Source organism: Aquirufa sp. A-Brett2-15D (assembly GCF_054558735.1).
The window spans coordinates 1,070,910-1,087,238 of the sequence record NZ_JBSKFT010000001.1; the positions used below are offsets into that span (position 1 = coordinate 1,070,910).

At 41.6% G+C, this 16,329-nt stretch carries 20 protein-coding genes and 1 tRNA gene; 10 read left to right on the forward strand and 11 right to left on the reverse strand.

Annotation, left to right across the window (positions count from 1 at the left end; all coding sequences use genetic code 11):
- Positions 1 to 2 precede the first annotated feature (2 nt).
- The gene (locus ACST14_RS04710) at positions 3 to 995 is read left to right on the forward strand and encodes an aspartate-semialdehyde dehydrogenase (RefSeq protein WP_459461070.1); all 993 of its coding nucleotides are present in this window, start codon (positions 3 to 5) and stop codon (positions 993 to 995) included.
- Positions 995 to 1,711 (forward strand): pyridoxine 5'-phosphate synthase, encoded by a 717-nt coding sequence (locus ACST14_RS04715; protein ID WP_459461072.1) that lies wholly within the window; start codon positions 995 to 997, stop codon positions 1,709 to 1,711. Before ACST14_RS04710 ends, ACST14_RS04715 begins: the two co-directional genes overlap by 1 nt.
- 61 nt (positions 1,712 to 1,772) lie before the next feature.
- Here the strand turns inward: ACST14_RS04715 and ACST14_RS04720 are convergent, their stop codons facing one another.
- Positions 1,773 to 2,390: a hypothetical protein gene (locus tag ACST14_RS04720; protein WP_459461074.1), complete on the reverse strand. Its 618-nt coding sequence runs from the start codon at positions 2,388 to 2,390 to the stop codon at positions 1,773 to 1,775.
- 196 nt (positions 2,391 to 2,586) lie between these two features.
- Between ACST14_RS04720 and ACST14_RS04725 the strand changes: the two genes are divergently transcribed.
- From ACST14_RS04725 to ACST14_RS04750, 6 genes are all read left to right on the forward strand, one after another.
- Entirely contained in the window at positions 2,587 to 3,186 is a 600-nt protein-coding gene (locus tag ACST14_RS04725; RefSeq protein ID WP_459461076.1) for an RNA polymerase sigma factor, read from the forward strand.
- A gap of 232 nt (positions 3,187 to 3,418) precedes the next feature.
- Positions 3,419 to 4,066, forward strand: coding sequence for an endonuclease III (gene nth / locus ACST14_RS04730; protein WP_459461078.1), 648 nt, complete (start codon positions 3,419 to 3,421; stop codon positions 4,064 to 4,066).
- Positions 4,063 to 4,620, forward strand: coding sequence for a nicotinamide riboside transporter PnuC (gene pnuC, locus ACST14_RS04735; RefSeq protein ID WP_459461080.1), 558 nt, complete (start codon positions 4,063 to 4,065; stop codon positions 4,618 to 4,620). Before nth ends, pnuC begins: the two co-directional genes overlap by 4 nt.
- Positions 4,621 to 4,716: 96 nt before the next feature.
- The gene (locus ACST14_RS04740; RefSeq protein ID WP_459461082.1) at positions 4,717 to 5,100 is read left to right on the forward strand and encodes a TraR/DksA family transcriptional regulator; all 384 of its coding nucleotides are present in this window, start codon (positions 4,717 to 4,719) and stop codon (positions 5,098 to 5,100) included.
- A 3-nt stretch (positions 5,101 to 5,103) separates the two neighbouring features.
- Positions 5,104 to 5,409 (forward strand): hypothetical protein, encoded by a 306-nt coding sequence (locus ACST14_RS04745; RefSeq protein ID WP_459461084.1) that lies wholly within the window; start codon positions 5,104 to 5,106, stop codon positions 5,407 to 5,409.
- Entirely contained in the window at positions 5,396 to 5,719 is a 324-nt protein-coding gene (locus tag ACST14_RS04750) for a hypothetical protein (protein WP_459461086.1), read from the forward strand. The genes ACST14_RS04745 and ACST14_RS04750 overlap by 14 nt, the downstream gene beginning before the upstream one ends.
- 50 nt (positions 5,720 to 5,769) lie before the next feature.
- On the opposite strand, the gene prfB is transcribed toward ACST14_RS04750, so the two are convergent.
- Positions 5,770 to 6,844, reverse strand: a protein-coding gene (gene prfB / locus ACST14_RS04755) for a peptide chain release factor 2 (RefSeq protein ID WP_459461088.1) whose coding sequence is annotated in 2 segments (ribosomal slippage) — positions 5,770 to 6,792 and positions 6,794 to 6,844 — 1,074 coding nt in all. Because the reading frame shifts where the segments join, the coding sequence is not laid out codon by codon here.
- An 81-nt stretch (positions 6,845 to 6,925) separates the two neighbouring features.
- Between prfB and lpdA the strand changes: the two genes are divergently transcribed.
- Entirely contained in the window at positions 6,926 to 8,320 is a 1,395-nt protein-coding gene (gene lpdA / locus ACST14_RS04760) for a dihydrolipoyl dehydrogenase (RefSeq protein WP_459461090.1), read from the forward strand.
- A gap of 48 nt (positions 8,321 to 8,368) precedes the next feature.
- On the opposite strand, the gene ACST14_RS04765 is transcribed toward lpdA, so the two are convergent.
- The 9 genes from ACST14_RS04765 to ACST14_RS04805 form a co-directional block, all read right to left on the reverse strand.
- Positions 8,369 to 8,962 carry a 3-keto-disaccharide hydrolase gene (locus ACST14_RS04765; protein ID WP_459461092.1) on the reverse strand — a complete coding sequence of 198 codons (594 nt, stop codon included), beginning with the start codon at positions 8,960 to 8,962 and terminating at the stop codon, positions 8,369 to 8,371.
- Between the two features lie 103 nt (positions 8,963 to 9,065).
- Complete coding sequence (locus ACST14_RS04770) at positions 9,066 to 9,347, reverse strand: SHOCT domain-containing protein (protein ID WP_459461095.1); 282 nt, start codon at positions 9,345 to 9,347, stop codon at positions 9,066 to 9,068.
- Positions 9,348 to 9,358: 11 nt separating this feature from the next.
- Positions 9,359 to 9,685 (reverse strand): DUF805 domain-containing protein, encoded by a 327-nt coding sequence (locus ACST14_RS04775; protein ID WP_459461097.1) that lies wholly within the window; start codon positions 9,683 to 9,685, stop codon positions 9,359 to 9,361.
- Positions 9,686 to 10,011: 326 nt separating this feature from the next.
- A complete protein-coding gene (locus ACST14_RS04780) occupies positions 10,012 to 10,809 on the reverse strand; it encodes a M48 family metallopeptidase (protein WP_459461099.1) in 798 nt (265 codons plus the stop codon).
- Positions 10,806 to 11,243 (reverse strand): hypothetical protein, encoded by a 438-nt coding sequence (locus ACST14_RS04785; RefSeq protein ID WP_459461101.1) that lies wholly within the window; start codon positions 11,241 to 11,243, stop codon positions 10,806 to 10,808. Before ACST14_RS04785 ends, ACST14_RS04780 begins: the two co-directional genes overlap by 4 nt.
- Positions 11,240 to 11,650 carry a DUF2752 domain-containing protein gene (locus ACST14_RS04790; protein WP_459461103.1) on the reverse strand — a complete coding sequence of 137 codons (411 nt, stop codon included), beginning with the start codon at positions 11,648 to 11,650 and terminating at the stop codon, positions 11,240 to 11,242. Before ACST14_RS04790 ends, ACST14_RS04785 begins: the two co-directional genes overlap by 4 nt.
- Positions 11,650 to 11,988 (reverse strand): TM2 domain-containing protein, encoded by a 339-nt coding sequence (locus tag ACST14_RS04795; RefSeq protein WP_459461105.1) that lies wholly within the window; start codon positions 11,986 to 11,988, stop codon positions 11,650 to 11,652. The genes ACST14_RS04790 and ACST14_RS04795 overlap by 1 nt, the downstream gene beginning before the upstream one ends.
- A gap of 567 nt (positions 11,989 to 12,555) precedes the next feature.
- Positions 12,556 to 12,643, reverse strand: a tRNA-Ser gene (locus tag ACST14_RS04800).
- 24 nt (positions 12,644 to 12,667) lie between these two features.
- Positions 12,668 to 14,137 (reverse strand): S10 family peptidase, encoded by a 1,470-nt coding sequence (locus ACST14_RS04805; protein WP_459461106.1) that lies wholly within the window; start codon positions 14,135 to 14,137, stop codon positions 12,668 to 12,670.
- Between the two features lie 116 nt (positions 14,138 to 14,253).
- On the opposite strand from ACST14_RS04805, the gene ACST14_RS04810 reads away from it, so the two are divergent.
- Complete coding sequence (locus ACST14_RS04810; protein ID WP_459461108.1) at positions 14,254 to 16,329, forward strand: nitrite reductase; 2,076 nt, start codon at positions 14,254 to 14,256, stop codon at positions 16,327 to 16,329.

Sequence of the window (16,329 nt, forward strand, 5' to 3'; positions counted from 1 at the left end):
GAATGAAAGTTGCAGTTGTAGGCGCTACAGGACTAGTAGGCGGAGAAATTTTAAAAGTATTAGCGGAAAGAAATTTTCCTGTCACCGAGTTAATCCCGGTTGCGTCCGAGCGTTCGATCGGTAAAAAGGTGAATTTTAAAGGCAAAGACTTCACGGTGGTAGGTTACGAAACGGCGATTTCGATGACACCTAACGTGGCAATTTTCTCAGCAGGCGGAAGCAGCTCACTAGAAATGGCTCCTAAATTTGCCGCAGCGGGCATCACAGTCGTAGACAACTCGTCTGCTTGGCGCATGGATCCCACGAAAAAATTAGTCGTACCAGAAATCAATGCGAGCACTTTAACCGCAGAAGATAAAATCATTGCCAACCCGAATTGCTCGACCATCCAAATGGTAGTCGTGTTAAATCCTTTGCACAAAAAATACAAAATCAAGCGTGTGGTGGTTTCCACTTACCAATCCGTAACTGGAACGGGCAAGGCGGCGGTCGATCAATTATTTGATGAGCGCGCAGGAAAAACGGATTATGCGAAAGTATATCCACACAAAATCGACTTAAACGTTTTGCCTCACATCGACGTATTCCTGGATAATGGCTACACGAAAGAGGAGATGAAGATGATTTTAGAGACGAACAAAATTATGATGGACGACTCGATCAAGGTGACTGCCACGACCGTTCGTATTCCTACAATTGGTGGTCACTCGGAGGCAGTCAATATCGAGTTCGAGAATGATTTTGATCTATCGGAGGTACGTGCGATCTTAGAAAAAGAAGAGGGAATTATCGTTCAAGATGATCCGAAAAATTGCTTGTATCCGATGCCGATTACCGCGCACGGAAAAGATGAGGTTTTTGTAGGTCGTATTCGTCGCGATGAATCCCAAAAGAATACCTTAAATCTTTGGATCGTTGCCGATAACTTGCGTAAGGGAGCTGCAACGAATGCCGTTCAAATAGTCGAATACTTAGCAGCTCATCAACTGATCTAATGACCAGACTCAGCGTCAATATCAATAAAATTGCCACTTTGCGTAACGCGCGGGGTGGTAATAACCCGGATCTGATCCAGGTGGCTTTGGATTGCGAACGTTTTGGTGCACAAGGAATTACAGTTCACCCACGCCCAGACGAACGTCACATTCGCTACGCAGATGTATATGTTTTAAAAGATAAAATTAGCACTGAGTTTAATATAGAAGGAAATCCGCTAGAGGCCTCCTTTGTGGAATTGGTTTTAGCCGTAAAGCCGGATCAAGTGACTTTAGTTCCGGATGTTTTGGGCCAAATCACCTCCAACCACGGCTGGGATACCATTCAACACCAAGAATTATTAAAGCGTCTGATTGCGACCTTTAAGGAAGCTGGAATTCGTACGTCCATCTTCGTGGACCCTGTCCTAGAAATGGTCGAAGCGGCTGCCAGCACCGGCACGGATCGCATCGAATTATATACAGAACCTTATGCAACGGAATTCCCGACGAACCCGACACAAGCCGTAGCTCCTTACCGAAAAGCTGCTTTCAGAGCACAGCAAATCGGTCTAGGCATTAACGCTGGCCATGATTTAAGCCTGGAGAATTTAGCGTACTTCGCAGCGAATGTAAATCCGCTAGACGAAGTTTCTATCGGCCACGCCCTCATTTGCGATGCCCTCTATTACGGCTTAGAGAATACCATTCAACTCTACCGAAGACAATTGAAATAAAAAAAGGGCTTCGTAAATACGAAGCCCTTTTTTATGTTTGTTGGTCTGAATTTGGGATCAATTACTCTACCGTACCCGTAAGCACTACCGCGCCACCAGCTACTGATATTTTAATCGTCTGCACTTTCCCTGCTGCACGGCCGAATGTAATTTCAGCCTCATAATCTTTTATACTAGTTGCAAAGGTATCTGGTGTAGATGCCGCAGTTAAAACTGCTTCTTCATCAGGGCTTGCATCAGAGGAGATTAATAGTTTACCATCTTTCGCTTTAACGATCATCTTTTTTACATACTCATTATCTGCCATTTTAAACGATGCCGCATATTCTGACACGCCTGCTGCTACTGCTGCACCCGCCTTCACGCCTTCTAAAGTTTGACCTTGTGCTTCAATTTTTAATTTAGTCACAGCACCAGCCACACGTGTGAATGAAATTTCACCACCCATGCCACCTAGAACAAAAGCATCTGGCTTCGTGCCAGCGGTTAATTCTGTATCAGGAAATCCTTCCGCAGTCATAATTAATTTACCGTCCTTATCTGATAGCTTTAAAACTTTCACATAGGGGTTTTCGCTCATCGTATATTCGCCCACATAGTCAGCGGCTTTTTGAGCGTTAGAAATAAAGGCCAAACAAGTCAGGGCCAATGCTGACACAATAGAACGTAAATTTTTCATTTTTTATTTTAGTTTAGGAATCCAAAATTAAGAATTTATATGAGCTTCCAAATTTTGTGACAATTTTTTATTCAAAAATTAATATGATTTTGTTTTTAAAAAGAATTTTCTAATTTGCGAAAGAAAAACAATTCAATTCGCCCAAATAGACCCTATTGCATGAGATAAACCTCTACGTTAACCATTTTACTTTTTTATGAGCAAAATACTCGTTAACGATGCAGCGTTAATTTCCGCATACATCCAAGGTGATTCTAAAGCGTTCGAAACGCTTCTAAATCGTAGTAAATCAAAAGTTTATACAACTATATACCTGATTGTAAAAGATCGCTACATAGCAGAAGATCTTGTACAAGAGACTTATATTAAAGCTTTGGACGTTATCAACCAAGGCAAATACAACGAAGAAGGTAAACTCCTGCCATGGATCGTGCGCATAGCCCACAATATGGCCATCGATCACTTCCGCAAAGAGAAGCGTTATCCTAAAATTGTATTGGATGATGGCTCCCCACTTTGGAATAGTTTTCAATTTTCTGAAGAAAGTTCGGAGGATAAACAATTAAAAGAAGATATGATCGTTAATATCAAGGACTTGATAAAAAAGCTTCCTGATGAGCAACGCGAAGTACTCGTGATGCGTCACTACGAAGAATTAAGCTTCCAAGAAATCGCTGATTTAACCCAAGTAAGTATTAATACCGCACTAGGACGCATGCGTTATGCGCTCATTAACCTGCGAAAAATGTTAGAGAAACAAGACCTTGCCTATGACAAAAAGCTCTACCCCAAATGACCTGATTAAAAACCTTTATGAACCTGAAATAGGGTTCCAGCAAACTTTAAATGAAGACGAGAAACAAGAATTTGCTCGTTTAAAACAGGTCCAAAATTGGCTGAATTCGGCTTATACAGAGCCCTCCGAAAGGAGTATCGAGAAAATTCTCGAACATGCGCGTAAGAGTAAAAAGCCCCTAGCACATTAGGGGCTTTTTTATTCAGAAAATCTGGGTAATTTTAGTAAAAATATGTTAAAAAAGGAGCGATTTCAGGCGTTTGTGGAGCATTTTTCGACTCGGTTTCCTGAGGCGGAGACAGAATTACAGTATACGAATCCCTTCGAATTATTAGTCGCCGTGGTTTTATCTGCGCAGTGCACGGATAAGCGCATTAATCAGGTCACCCCTGCCCTATTTGAGCGATTTCCGGATGCAAAATCCCTAGCGGATTCCAGCGTGGAGGAGATTTTCTCCTACATCCGCTCGGTTTCTTATCCGAATAATAAGGCGAAACATCTTTTAGGTTTAGGCCAAAAAATCACCGACCTCTTCGCCGGCGAAGTTCCAGAGACCATGGACGATTTGCAGAGTTTACCGGGAGTAGGTCGCAAAACGGCAAATGTTATTGCCTCTGTGATTTATAACCAACCAGCTATGGCGGTAGATACCCACGTTTTTAGAGTTTCTAGGCGATTAGGATTAGTTCCTAAAACGGCAAGCACTCCGCTGAAAGTGGAGATGGCCTTGATCAAAAACTTACCTGACGAAGTCATTGCCACTGCCCACCATTGGTTGATCTTGCATGGGCGTTACATTTGTTTAGCGAGAACGCCACAATGTGCAAAATGCGAAATCACGCATCTTTGTGCTTTTTATCAAAAGAATCAAAAGGAATGAGTGTAATCGAGATTTTCGCGGCGCTCGCATCTTTAATAGGTGTATTACTCAGTATGGTAAAAAATAGCCTCGCCTGGGCACTCAATATTATTGCCTCCGGACTTTATGGATATGTATTTTGGCAGAATAGCCTTTATTCCGACATGGAATTACAAGGCTTTTTTATCCTAATGGCGGTGTATGGTTGGTGGAATTGGTCACGCTCTGAACAGGATTGGAAGCCGGAGAAATCAACTATTACACAACTTTCCGCTGGATTAGCCATCGCTTTGCTTTTCGGTTTTGGGTCTGGATTTTTACATCTAAATTATTTTCCCTCGGTTAGCTTTCCATTTTTAGATGCTACCCTAACAGGTTTAAGTATCTACGGTACCTGGTTAGCCACACAACGAAAAATCGAGAACTGGCTAGTTTGGATTGGCGCGGATCTTATCTATGTGGTTATGTATGTTCAGAAAGGTTTGTGGACTACGGCTGGGCTTTATTTTATATTCACACTTTTGGCCATAAAAGGCTATAAAGACTGGCTTAAACCCCTGAAAAACAGGGACTAAAAAATTTGTCAGAGATTTTATCCGTTTCATTACCTTATTCCAATCGAGCTAATTATATTTGCGCTCTATTATACGGAATACATATTAAAATGATTTATGGCTACTGAAGAAAAACAAAAATACTCAGCTGAAGATTTAAAAGAGTTTGAGGTAATTATCAAAAGTAAATTAGAAGATACAAACGCCGAATTAAAGTATTTAAGAGAGGCGCTAAATAGAAAAAACGACACAGGTACAGATGCAACGTCCGGTAACTCGAAAGTGATGGAAGATGGAGCGGAAACAGCTGAGAAGGAGAATTTAAATCAATTAGCTGTACGTCAAATGAAGTTCGCCCAGAACTTAGAAAATGCCTTAATGCGCATTAAAAACGGTACTTATGGCGTTTGCATTGATTCTGGTAAATTGATTTCCAAAGAACGTTTACGTTTAGTTCCGCATACACAACACTCGATTGAAGCGAAGTTAAAGCAAAAATAAAGCATGGGTTTTTTCGAAAATAACCGCCTAGTTGAATTGATTACTGGATATCTCAAGACACAATTTGAGATCATCAAGTTAGATATTCAAGAAAAACTGGAGGAGATCCTTGTTCGGGTTTTCAAATTGGTTTTAATAGGCGCGGGTTTCGCAATTACTCTATTTTTCCTCCTTTTGGGTGGATCTGAGTGGATCAACCAGGTTTTAGAGAGCCGTTTCGTAGGTTATTTCATTGTGGCTGCTATCATTGGTTTGGCCAGCATATTTCTATTCTTATCCCTAAAACCGCACGAAAATGAGTCAGAATAAAGCGAAAAGAGACGAATTAGAAAGCCAAGCAGCTGCTATTCAAGAGGACATCTCAGAAACAGTCACCGAATACAAAAAGGTGGGCAACCAGATGCTGATCGCCGGAGGAATTTTGGCAGGAGGCTATTTGCTATATTCTGTATTCTCAGGATCTAAGAAGAAAGGCTCTTTTATGGGCGATGCCATTAAATCCTATGCCCTGGCATTAGCCCTTTCGTATGCAAAAGATTTATTACTCGATTATTTAGCCTCGCTAGAGCAAGAAACCGAAGCCGCAGTAGTAGTGGAAGAATCCACAGTCAAGCCCTGATCACTGCCCACTGACGACTGCCCACTGATCACTGCCCACTGACCACTGCCTCAGTTCTCCATCAAATAAGCCTTAATAAACTCATTAATCTCCCCATCTAGCACTGCATCCGTATTCGATGTTTGGTAATTCGTGCGGTGATCTTTCACCCGGCGATCGTCTAATACATAGGATCTGATCTGAGAACCCCATTCGATTTTCTTCTTCCCTGCTTCCACTTCGGCACGCGCTGCGTTGCGCTTATCGATTTCGATTTGGTATAATTTGGATTTTAACAATCGTAAGGCCACTTCTTTGTTCATCAATTGCGAGCGTTCTTGCTGGCATGCGATGATGATTCCGGAGGGTCTATGAGTTAAGCGAACGGCAGTTTCGACTTTGTTGACGTTTTGGCCTCCTGCTCCGCCGGAACGGAAGGTATCCCAGTCGATATCTGCCGGATTAATTTCGATTTCAATCGTATCATCGACTAAAGGGCAAATGTAGACTGAAGCAAAGGACGTATGGCGACGGGCATTCGAATCAAAAGGGGAAATACGCACCAAACGATGCACCCCATTTTCCGATTTTAAATTTCCGTAGGCAAATTCACCATCCACTTCGATGGTTACCGATTTTATACCTGCTACGTCCCCCGGATTTTCGTCCACTAAACGCACCTTAAATCCATTTTTTTCTGCCCACATCAGGTACATGCGCAAGAGCATTGCGGCCCAGTCTTGGGATTCCGTGCCACCGGCTCCGGCATTGATCTCTAACACAGCGCTCATATTATCGCCTTCGTCAGACATCATTTTGCGAAATTCTAAAGCCTCCAAGTTTGCTTCCAGCTTTTCGCCTTCAGCATCCACTTCCGCTTCGGTCGCTTCGTCCATTTCGTAAAATTCCCAGATAGTTTCTAAATCACCTTGTGCGTTCGCCAGTTTATCGAATCCATCCGTCCAAAACTTCAGCGCGCGCATATCCCGCATCGTGCTTTCCGCCTTGTCTGGATTATTCCAAAACTCGGGATCCAAGGTCACCGTCTCTAGTTCAGAGATTAAATATTTCTTGTGATCGTAGTCAAAGATACCTCCTTAAAGCCTCTATTCTGGCTTTCAGGTCATTGAACCTGTCTCTAGTCATGTGTTTTTCTACTTAATAAAGTGCAAATATACCCGATTTTGTGCTAAATTGCGGCCTCATTCATTTAAATCAAGTAATAAAATGGCGCAACAATACGATTTGATCGTGGTAGGCTCAGGCCCAGGAGGTTATGTAGCAGCTATCCGAGCTTCTCAATTAGGTTTAAAATGTGCAGTCGTGGAAAAAGAATCCCTTGGCGGCATTTGCCTGAACTGGGGATGTATTCCTACCAAAGCCCTTTTGAAATCTGCCCAAGTTTTCGAATATATTAAGCACGCAGCTGATTACGGAATTACCGTAAAAGGTGCTGAAGCGGACTTCTCAGCAGTGATCGCACGTTCTCGTGGGGTGGCAGATAGCATGAGCAAAGGCGTTCAGTTTTTGATGAAAAAAAATAAGATCGACGTTATTATGGGTTTTGGAAAAATCCAACCTGGTAAGAAAGTCGAAGTAACCGACGCGGACGGCAAGAAAACCGTTTACGACGGAAAAAATATTATGATTGCCACGGGGGCTCGTGCACGGGCACTTCCTAATATCCCGATCGACGGCGAAAAAGTGATCGAATACCGAATGGCGATGAGTTTGGAAAAACGTCCCGATTCCTTAGTAATCATTGGTTCTGGTGCGATCGGAGTTGAATTTGCCTATGTGTATGCGGCGATGGGAACGAAAGTAACGATCGTGGAATTCCTTCCAAACGTCGTTCCAGTAGAGGATGAAGATGTTTCTAAAGAATTAGCGAAGCAATACAAGAAAATGGGTATCGACATCTTGACGTCTTCGAGCGTGGAGTCAGTGGATACGAAAGGAAAAGGTTGCAAAGTGAGCATCAAAACTCCGACCGGAAATCAAGAAATTCAATGTGATATCGTTCTTTCGGCCGCGGGTGTGATCTGTAATTTAGAAAACATCGGTTTAGAAGAAGTGGGTATCATCGTGGACAAAGGTCGTATCCCCGTGAATGCTTGGTACGAAACGAACATGCCAGGTTATTTCGCGATTGGAGATGTGACTCCTGGTCCGGCTTTGGCACACGTAGCCACTGCAGAGGGAATTATCTGTGTAGAGAAAATCGCGGGTCACAAAACGGAGGCCTTAGATTATTCAAATATTCCAGGCTGTACGTATTGTACGCCAGAAATCGCGTCTGTAGGTATGACGGAGAAGAAGGCAAAAGAGGCTGGTTACGATATTAAAGTGGGTAAATTCCCGTTCGTAGCGTCAGGAAAAGCGACAGCTGCGGGTGCTCGCGAAGGTTTTGTAAAAGTTATTTATGATGCCAAATACGGTGAATTATTAGGCGCGCACATGATCGGTTACAATGTAACGGAACTGATTGCTGAAGCGGTTGTGGTTCGCAAATTAGAAAGTACTGCTTACGAGATTATGAAATCAGTTCATCCTCACCCGACGATGTCCGAGGCCTTCAAAGGCGCGACGGAAGCGGCTTATGGAGAAGCAGTGGATTTGTAATCTGTATTTTAGATAAAAAAAGAGGAGCTCAAAAGGCTCCTCTTTTTTTTAGTTCAATTTTACCTGAACACTTTTATAGGCGATCCTACTCTTCGGATCATGGGCCTGAATGGCGATGGTTCCTGGTTGAATTCGTCTGCCTTCCGTTTTACCAGCTGGCTCTACAAAATCGACTACCGTTCTTCCGTTGATTTTCGTGGTTATGTGATTCCCTTCCACTTTCACATACAATTCAAACCACTCTTCATCTTGCACTAATTTTTCAGCTGTGTCCACAATACCGTAGAGGCTGGCGGTTCTACGCCAATCCGTGTGCGAATTGTTCACTTGAATTTCATAGCCTTGAGAAGGCCAATTATTTTCTAAGAATGCTGTACAAACATAAAGTCCAGAGTTTGCTCCAGGATATGTTTTCACGAGGGCTTTAACTTCAAAGTTTTGGAAATTATGATTACCTACTGGTCCATCATAGAAAAGGTGTCCGCGGGGGCCAGCGACAAGTAGTTCGCCGTCTTTTATTTGAAAGGAGTTCGGATTTTCGCTGGTTTTCCAGCCGCTTAAGTCGCGTCCGTTTAATAATTCGACCCATTGGGCGTTCGCGGAGAAGTTGAATAGGAGTAGTAAGAGGATGAGATTTTTCATAGACTCAAATTTATAAAGTTGAAATCAAAAAGAAAGTTGGCTTAAATTTCTACCATAGTAGATTTTAGATAAGCCAACTTTCGTAAATGTAATAATTTCTAGATTAAGAATTCAAAAGGTTAAACTTTCTGATTTTAAATTCATCCTCCGTCAAAATGCCTTTATCTTTTAGTTCTGCTAACTGAATAAGTTCTTGAGAAACATGGTGGCTTGTTGAGTTTGGACTATTAGATTTTACCAATACTACTATAGCAAAAGGGATCGCATATAACATTCCTAACATGCCCCAACCCGAAGAAGCCTCTAAGTCAGTTTCATAAAATCCAATTAAACAAAAAAGTGATAAAGTGAACCAGACGATACCAATTATAGACATTGTTTTCATAAGATCTAGGTTTACATACCAGCCTTCGGGTCAGCGCCATATTCATTATCGCCTTTAACTCCATCAGTGCAAGCCAAAACTAAATTGTAGATAGGGATTAATAAAAACCAACCACTTTTTCCTACATCATGCATTCTTCTAACTCCTACGGCAATGGAAGGTATTATTATTGCAACCTGATAAATTGTAGACAACCAAGCAAAATCCACTAGTCCACCGACAAAGCCTATTCCAAATGAAAGAATTGCATTAAATAATACGAAGTACCAATACTCGCTTCTTCTTGCTCTCCCGCTGAACGTAGCATAGTTTTTTAATACATGAAGATAATAGTTCATAGTTTTTTTGGTTTAAGTTTTCCCTACTCTTTTGGCTTTTCGGTTCCGCCTCGTTTATTTAAGTGGTTTCAGAGCTCCACGTACTGATGAGAAAAAATATAAATAATCAAATTTTATTTATGATTATTTTATTTTATTAAATGTATCATTATTAATACAACTATAGGTGATTATTTATCTAACGGTAAATTACTTGATACCACATACGGCTTATGCTCCTTCAGGTACCTCTCCCATTCTTCGCAGGATCCGCGAAAGACATTTAGGTCCACGTCGTGGGTGATGGACATAAAACATACTCAACTGCACAATTAACTTGATGTAAATTATTCTTTGAGCTTTTCTTTTATTTTACTCCAAGTGCTATTTGCTATGATTGCTTCGAACTTTACTTTCTTATTTCTACTGTATTCAATAATATAATTAGCTCTTTCTTTCGAATCTGGATGGGTACTTATCCAGGTTAAATATTTTGCCTCTTCGTTTTCTTTATCAGAAAGTTTGAATAGGAAATTGGCAAATGGTTCTGGATTTATTTTTGCTTTAATAAGGTAGTCCACAGCTTTAATATCCGCCTCCTTTTCTAAACTTCTATCAAACGCTGTGGAAGAAAGCATTTTTAAAGCTGCTTTAATTGCTTCTGAATTACCATTACCTGTTGTGATAGAAATTAATACAGAAAGGCCTATTTCACTCACTAGCTTTTTGATTACGTGGTTAAGTCTAATGTGTGCAATTTCATGACTAATGACACCACACAATTCTTCTTGATTATCTGAATTTGAAATCAATCCACTATAAATAATTAAGTGTCCATTGGGCAAGGCAAAAGCATTGATCTCATCCTTATCTAGTACATGAATTTTTATTAATTTCCGTTCTATTTTATTCTCCAAACAAATTTTAGTCACCAGACTATCCATTGTATTTTTTACTAAAGGACTATTATTTTCGTTTTCAGTACTTTGGGTCATTTCCCAAAAAAGTTCTCCTATTTTTTCTTCCGTTTCATCAGTTACTTTCTGAATCTTAAAAATTGCAACCCAGTCTATCTGAATTAACAAAAACCAGGTAGCAAAAAAAAGTGCAATGGTAATTACCCCTTGAATTAGTATCTTTTTCATGATCCAGATTTACAAATTAGGTTAGTCAGATGACCATAAAACCACCAGGAAACATGAATCCCTTTTCTTATTTGGATGGCGGTATAAATTGTTGTTATAAATTCTATTAAATTAAAAATCAAGGCAGTTATTAGGTAGGCAATGTATTTACTGGTAATAATTTCATCTGAAAAAATAATAGACACAGTCCACCAAAATCCAAAACTATTGATGAAAAATATAGAGAGCTGAGATAATAATGCTTGTGTGCAATGCCAGCGAACAAAAAATGTCCCTTTTCGATTTCCCAAATAGAAAATAATAGTAGCGATAAGGTTGATGATGGGTAAAGGAAGTCCTGCAATAATGGCAATCAATGACATTAAATAACTGTTTGATGCTTTTTCTGCCTCATGTTCCCCTGGTTGATAGGCGAATTTTATCACGTTTATCATAGTCCCTTTGTTATGTTCCAAATCCAATTAAAAAGTATAAGTACTAGTAATGGTATAGCAACTTGCGGTTTTCTAAAAAAGGACTCTATTTTTAGATAAAATATAAATAAAGTTTTCCTTTTTGTTAAAATGTCTACTATTATCCAAATGGGGGACGATAACATTATGAAGGCAACAATATAGCCCAAAGGATTAATTTCCAGAGCTCCGAAAAAATCGCCATTCATCATTGAAATAATTGAACGAGTTGAACCACAAGAAGGGCAGGGTATATTTGTCAGTTGCTTTATAAAGCAACCCTCAAAAAAACCATTATTTATAGTGTTTAAACTATAATAAAGCCAAATATACCCTGCTACGCAAGCCGTAAATAATAAAGAATACAGCTTGTTCCTGCTGTTGATCATTAATACAAAAATTGTTGGATTTTTAGCATATTTTTTTCTCTTGTTGCCGCCTGAATCATAAACCAGTCAATGATTGTCCAAATCCCTAAACCCCCACAGGTTAATAATTTTCCAATTCCAAGACCCGTATCTCCAATAATAAATCGGTCAATTCCGAGTGACCCTGCTAAAATTGAAACTATTAAACTTGTTGAAGGTTCTTTCAACTGAATAGTTGAAATCATTGCCCATTTCGAATCATCAAGAGCTAATAATCTTTCTCTGATCGCGTTAATTTGATGACTTTCGAAAAATTTCGCATTTGACATGATGTACATGTCTACTTTTTGTGAATCCATTTGATTACATATTGGTTATGTTATTCTACTCATAAGGCTTTTCGATACCGCCCTGTTTTTTACTGGTTTCAAGCTACCAGTTAGTCCTCAATCAATTTTTTATTACTAGATAATTAATTGTAATTATTTTAAATATTCAAAGTTTTTATATAACTATATTTATCAAATTAGCGATAAATATTACTATAACAATTCATTCCAACAAACTATTTTTTAAACGGTTAATATACAGCTATTCAAGTGTCTCAAAATTCTTTAAACTTAACAAATAAAAAAGGATCTCGTTTTTGACTTCGGGAGTGTTAAAACTCAGGGAGTGACAGCTCCACTCCGTTTCGCTGTCAGCCCGCAGGGCATCTAGCACAAAGCCTAGAGTATTCGCTATTTGAAAAACGGGAGTGACAGCTCCACTCCGTTCCGCTGTCAGCCCGCAGGGCATCTAGCACAAAGCCTAACATCCTGCGCTCCGCTTAGGATTATGCTTTTTCATTTTCCCTTGCTCGCCCAAGCAAGCTTGGCTCGCAATTGAAAACAAAAAAGCCTCCCAGCTAACGCTGGGAGGCTTTGTAGAGGGGAAGGGATTCGAACCCTCGGTAAGCTTGAGACCTACACACGCTTTCCAAGCGTGCTCCTTAAACCACTCGGACACCCCTCTGATTGGGATGGCAAAGTTATCAATTTATTTCGACGAATCGAAAAAGGAATCAATATCCTTCTTGAATTGGATCAATGATGGTTTATGGATGTAGTACATGTGGCCTGATTCGTAGTATTTAATGTCTACGCGGGAGCGTTGCTCAGGGCGTAAGAACATGTGCTCAATATCGTAAACCGCCGTGAAGTACGGAGTTGCGAAATCGTAGTAGCCGCAACCGAGGTAGACTTTAAGGTTCGGGTTTTTGGCCATCGCATCACGAAGACTCTCTGCCACGTTTAGGTATTTGTTTTGGACGTTTTTGTACGACCAAGGGTAAACTTCGCCGAAGACATTGTAGCCTTTCTCCTCTGTGAACTTCAATTCTCTCGATAAATAGTCGTTGATGGTGGCGGTAAATGGTCCGTCAATGTTCGCGAAAGATGGATCGAAATCGACGTATTCGCCGGCGTCATCTAGGTTACGACCCGTGAAACGAGCGTCTAAACGACCTACTGAAAGACCATCAGAACGGCGTAAGGCTTTGTAGAAACGGTTCTCCTCTACGCGTAAGTTGGCTTGAAGGCAAAGCTCTTTAGAAAGACCCGTATAATAAGCCATTTTTTCAGCGATGGCAGATTTCTCAGCGTCTGACATCCAGCCGCCTTTGATTAAGGCGGTGGCATAAGGTCCTATCGCCCATTGCTCGGATTCCTTTAATACGTCCGCGATGGGTCTCGCTAGTAAAGCGGGAGCTAATTTTTTGTGGTACCAGGCCGCTGCGGTATACGATGGAATATATAAAGCGCGAGGTAAGTCGTTTCCGACGTTATAATCATTTGTCCCAAAATTCAAGACAGCAGAGATCAAAATCACTCCGTTAATATAGATGCGGTGCTCGTCTTGTAGGAATTTGGATAATCCTGCGGCACGGGTTGTTCCGTAGCTTTCGCCCGCTAGGAATTTAGGCGAGGCCCAGCGATCGTAGCGACCTAAGAAGTTGCGTACGAAATCGCCTACGGATTTGATATCTTCTACGTAGCCATGGTATTTGCTCGCGGGTTCGCCCACGGCGCGGGAATAGCCGGTAGAAACGGGGTCGATGAAGACTAAGTCCGTTTTGTCTAACCAGGAGAATTCGTTAGGAATGTAGGAATAAGGGGCTGCGGTTGCGGTGCCGTCGTCCTTTAATACGACGCGCTTGGGGCCTACGCCGCCCATGTGTAACCATAAGGAGGCAGAACCTGGGCCACCGTTGAAGGTGAACGTGACTGGGCGCTTGGCTCCGTCTTCGTCATCTTTGGAATAGTAGGTGAAGAAGATTTTGGCCAAAACCTTACCCGTATCCGCCTTCATATGCATATATCCGGTGGTCGCCGTGTAATTAATCACCTTTCCAGCGATCGTAATGGCATGTTTCGTCTTAACTACCTGCACGCCAGCCGGGTCTTTCCCGATCTGCGCGTTTAGGCTAAGTGCTAGTGCACAAAAAAGAATGGTCAATAATTTTTTCATAGTTTAAAGATTTTGAAAACGAATATAAAAATTCTTTGGCAATAAAAGGTTATTTCGTAGATTTGCACCTACTCTATATATTATATAGACTTTATGTACCTCCTAAGAAATAAATTATGCAAAGTTTCCGTTCTGAGATAGAAAACCCCGTTGTTGAAAAAGACATCCTGGATTTAGCGAAAAAAATCGCTCAATTCAAGGCTGGCGAGATTCACGAGGAGAAGTTCAGAAGTCTTCGTCTCGCGCGCGGTGTCTACGGACAACGCCAACAAGGGGTGCAGATGATCCGTATTAAATTGCCCTATGGCAAGATTCAATTCCGCCAATGGAAGCGTATTTCGGACATTTCAGACGAATATTCGACCGGAAATTTACATTTAACGACGCGTCAAGATATACAGATTCACTATGTGTCGCTGGATCGTACGCCGGAACTTTGGGCTAAATTAGAGCAGGACGATATCACCTTACGCGAAGCTTGTGGAAACACGGTGCGTAACATTACAGCCTCCCCTACTTCAGGTATTGACCCAAAGGAATTATTTGACGTTAGCCCACACGCAGACGCGGCTTTCCGCTACTTTTTGCGCAACCCAATCTGCCAAGAAATGGGGCGCAAGATCAAGATTTCTTTTTCAAATACGGATGAAGATACGTCTTTAGCGTATTTACACGACCTGGGTTTTATTCCCAAAATCGTCAACGGCGAACGCGGGTTCAAAGTAGTCGTGGGTGGTGGCCTAGGCGCACAGCCGATGCTAGCCCACGTTTCACATGAATTCCTAGCCGAAGACAAAGTAATCCCCTTCATCGAAGCTATTTTACGTGTTTTCGATCGCCACGGCGAACGCAATTCCCGCCACAAGGCGCGCATGAAATTCTTGATTCAAAAAATCGGTTTTGAGGCCTTTATGGATTTAGTGAAGGCGGAGACCAAAGCCTTAAAAAATCATGCTATCGGGATTCCTTCCGCTTCGGCTTGGGAAGTTTCGCCACCTACATTAGTTGCCTCTGTGGCTACCCCTACCACTGAAGCTTATGCGACTTGGTTAGCAACGAATACCTTTGAACAAAAACAAAAAGGATTCCACGCGGTGTATGTGCGTATCCTAAATGGTAATATATCGAGTGTGACATCTCGTTCGTTGATCGAGGCTTTAACAGGTTATATCGGAGACGATGTTCGCATCACGATTAACCAAGGTTTGATGTTGAAATATGTGCCATCTGCGAATTTGGCCTACGTATACTCCGTATTAGACGCACACGGCTTAGCGGCTCCGGGAGCGAATTCCATCGCGAACATCACGGCCTGCCCGGGAACGGACACGTGTAATTTAGCGATCTCGGATTCGACGAATATCACCTCAAAATTAGAGGCGGTCATCACGGAAGAATTCCCGTCCTTGATCCACGACAGCGCGATGAAAATCAAAATTTCTGGTTGTATGAATGCTTGTGGACAACACAGCATGGCATCCATCGGCTTCCACGGTTCTTCCTTAAAGGCGGCAGATAAACGCGTTTTACCGGCTTTACAAGTCTTATTAGGCGGCGCAACGTTAGGAAATGGCGAAGGGAAAATCGCTGATAAAGTAATCAAGGTTCCTTCTAAAAGAGGTCCTAAAGTATTGCGCATTCTATTGAATAATTTCGAAGAGAACGCTCAGGCAGACGAATATTTCCACAGCTATTACGATCGCCAAGGAGAGAAATATTTCTACGATTTATTAAAGCCGATCGCAGATTTGAGCACTTTAGTAAACGATGATTTCATCGACTGGGGCGCTACGGAAAACTTCGCGACTGAAATCGGTGTGGGAGAATGCGCGGGGGTTGTGATCGACTTAGTAGCTACGCTTCTTTTTGAGTCTGACGAAAAATACGAATGGACAGCCGCTGCCTTAGAGGACAAACGTTATGCAGATGCCATCTACCACGCGTACAGCGTATTTATTTCAGCAGCAAAAGCACTCTTATTAGATAAATCGATTTCGGTTCCTACCCAAACTTCGGTAATCAACAAATTCGATGAAAACTTTGTAGCGACGGGCGAATTTGCCATCGATGCTCCTAGCTTCTCTGAATTAGTGTTACAGATTAACCTAAACGAACCGTCAGCAGAATTTGCTGCTACCTACACGGCTCAAGCACACGCCTTTTTAAAATCCGCCAAAGCTTTACGTTCTTAA

Coding starts and splice junctions, on each gene's coding strand:
- nth (WP_459461078.1), top strand. CDS start 3,419: ATGTTAAAAAAGGAGCGATTTCAGGCGTTTGTGGAGCATTTTTCGACT.
- ACST14_RS04785 (WP_459461101.1), bottom strand. CDS start 11,243: ATGATAAACGTGATAAAATTCGCCTATCAACCAGGGGAACATGAGGCA.
- ACST14_RS04750 (WP_459461086.1), top strand. CDS start 5,396: ATGAGTCAGAATAAAGCGAAAAGAGACGAATTAGAAAGCCAAGCAGCT.
- ACST14_RS04740 (WP_459461082.1), top strand. CDS start 4,717: ATGGCTACTGAAGAAAAACAAAAATACTCAGCTGAAGATTTAAAAGAG.
- ACST14_RS04795 (WP_459461105.1), bottom strand. CDS start 11,988: ATGGATTCACAAAAAGTAGACATGTACATCATGTCAAATGCGAAATTT.
- ACST14_RS04810 (WP_459461108.1), top strand. CDS start 14,254: ATGCAAAGTTTCCGTTCTGAGATAGAAAACCCCGTTGTTGAAAAAGAC.
- ACST14_RS04765 (WP_459461092.1), bottom strand. CDS start 8,962: ATGAAAAATCTCATCCTCTTACTACTCCTATTCAACTTCTCCGCGAAC.
- ACST14_RS04715 (WP_459461072.1), top strand. CDS start 995: ATGACCAGACTCAGCGTCAATATCAATAAAATTGCCACTTTGCGTAAC.
- pnuC (WP_459461080.1), top strand. CDS start 4,063: ATGAGTGTAATCGAGATTTTCGCGGCGCTCGCATCTTTAATAGGTGTA.
- ACST14_RS04745 (WP_459461084.1), top strand. CDS start 5,104: ATGGGTTTTTTCGAAAATAACCGCCTAGTTGAATTGATTACTGGATAT.
- ACST14_RS04725 (WP_459461076.1), top strand. CDS start 2,587: ATGAGCAAAATACTCGTTAACGATGCAGCGTTAATTTCCGCATACATC.
- ACST14_RS04710 (WP_459461070.1), top strand. CDS start 3: ATGAAAGTTGCAGTTGTAGGCGCTACAGGACTAGTAGGCGGAGAAATT.
- ACST14_RS04770 (WP_459461095.1), bottom strand. CDS start 9,347: ATGAAAACAATGTCTATAATTGGTATCGTCTGGTTCACTTTATCACTT.
- ACST14_RS04790 (WP_459461103.1), bottom strand. CDS start 11,650: ATGATCAACAGCAGGAACAAGCTGTATTCTTTATTATTTACGGCTTGC.
- ACST14_RS04775 (WP_459461097.1), bottom strand. CDS start 9,685: ATGAACTATTATCTTCATGTATTAAAAAACTATGCTACGTTCAGCGGG.
- lpdA (WP_459461090.1), top strand. CDS start 6,926: ATGGCGCAACAATACGATTTGATCGTGGTAGGCTCAGGCCCAGGAGGT.
- ACST14_RS04780 (WP_459461099.1), bottom strand. CDS start 10,809: ATGAAAAAGATACTAATTCAAGGGGTAATTACCATTGCACTTTTTTTT.
- ACST14_RS04720 (WP_459461074.1), bottom strand. CDS start 2,390: ATGAAAAATTTACGTTCTATTGTGTCAGCATTGGCCCTGACTTGTTTG.
- ACST14_RS04805 (WP_459461106.1), bottom strand. CDS start 14,137: ATGAAAAAATTATTGACCATTCTTTTTTGTGCACTAGCACTTAGCCTA.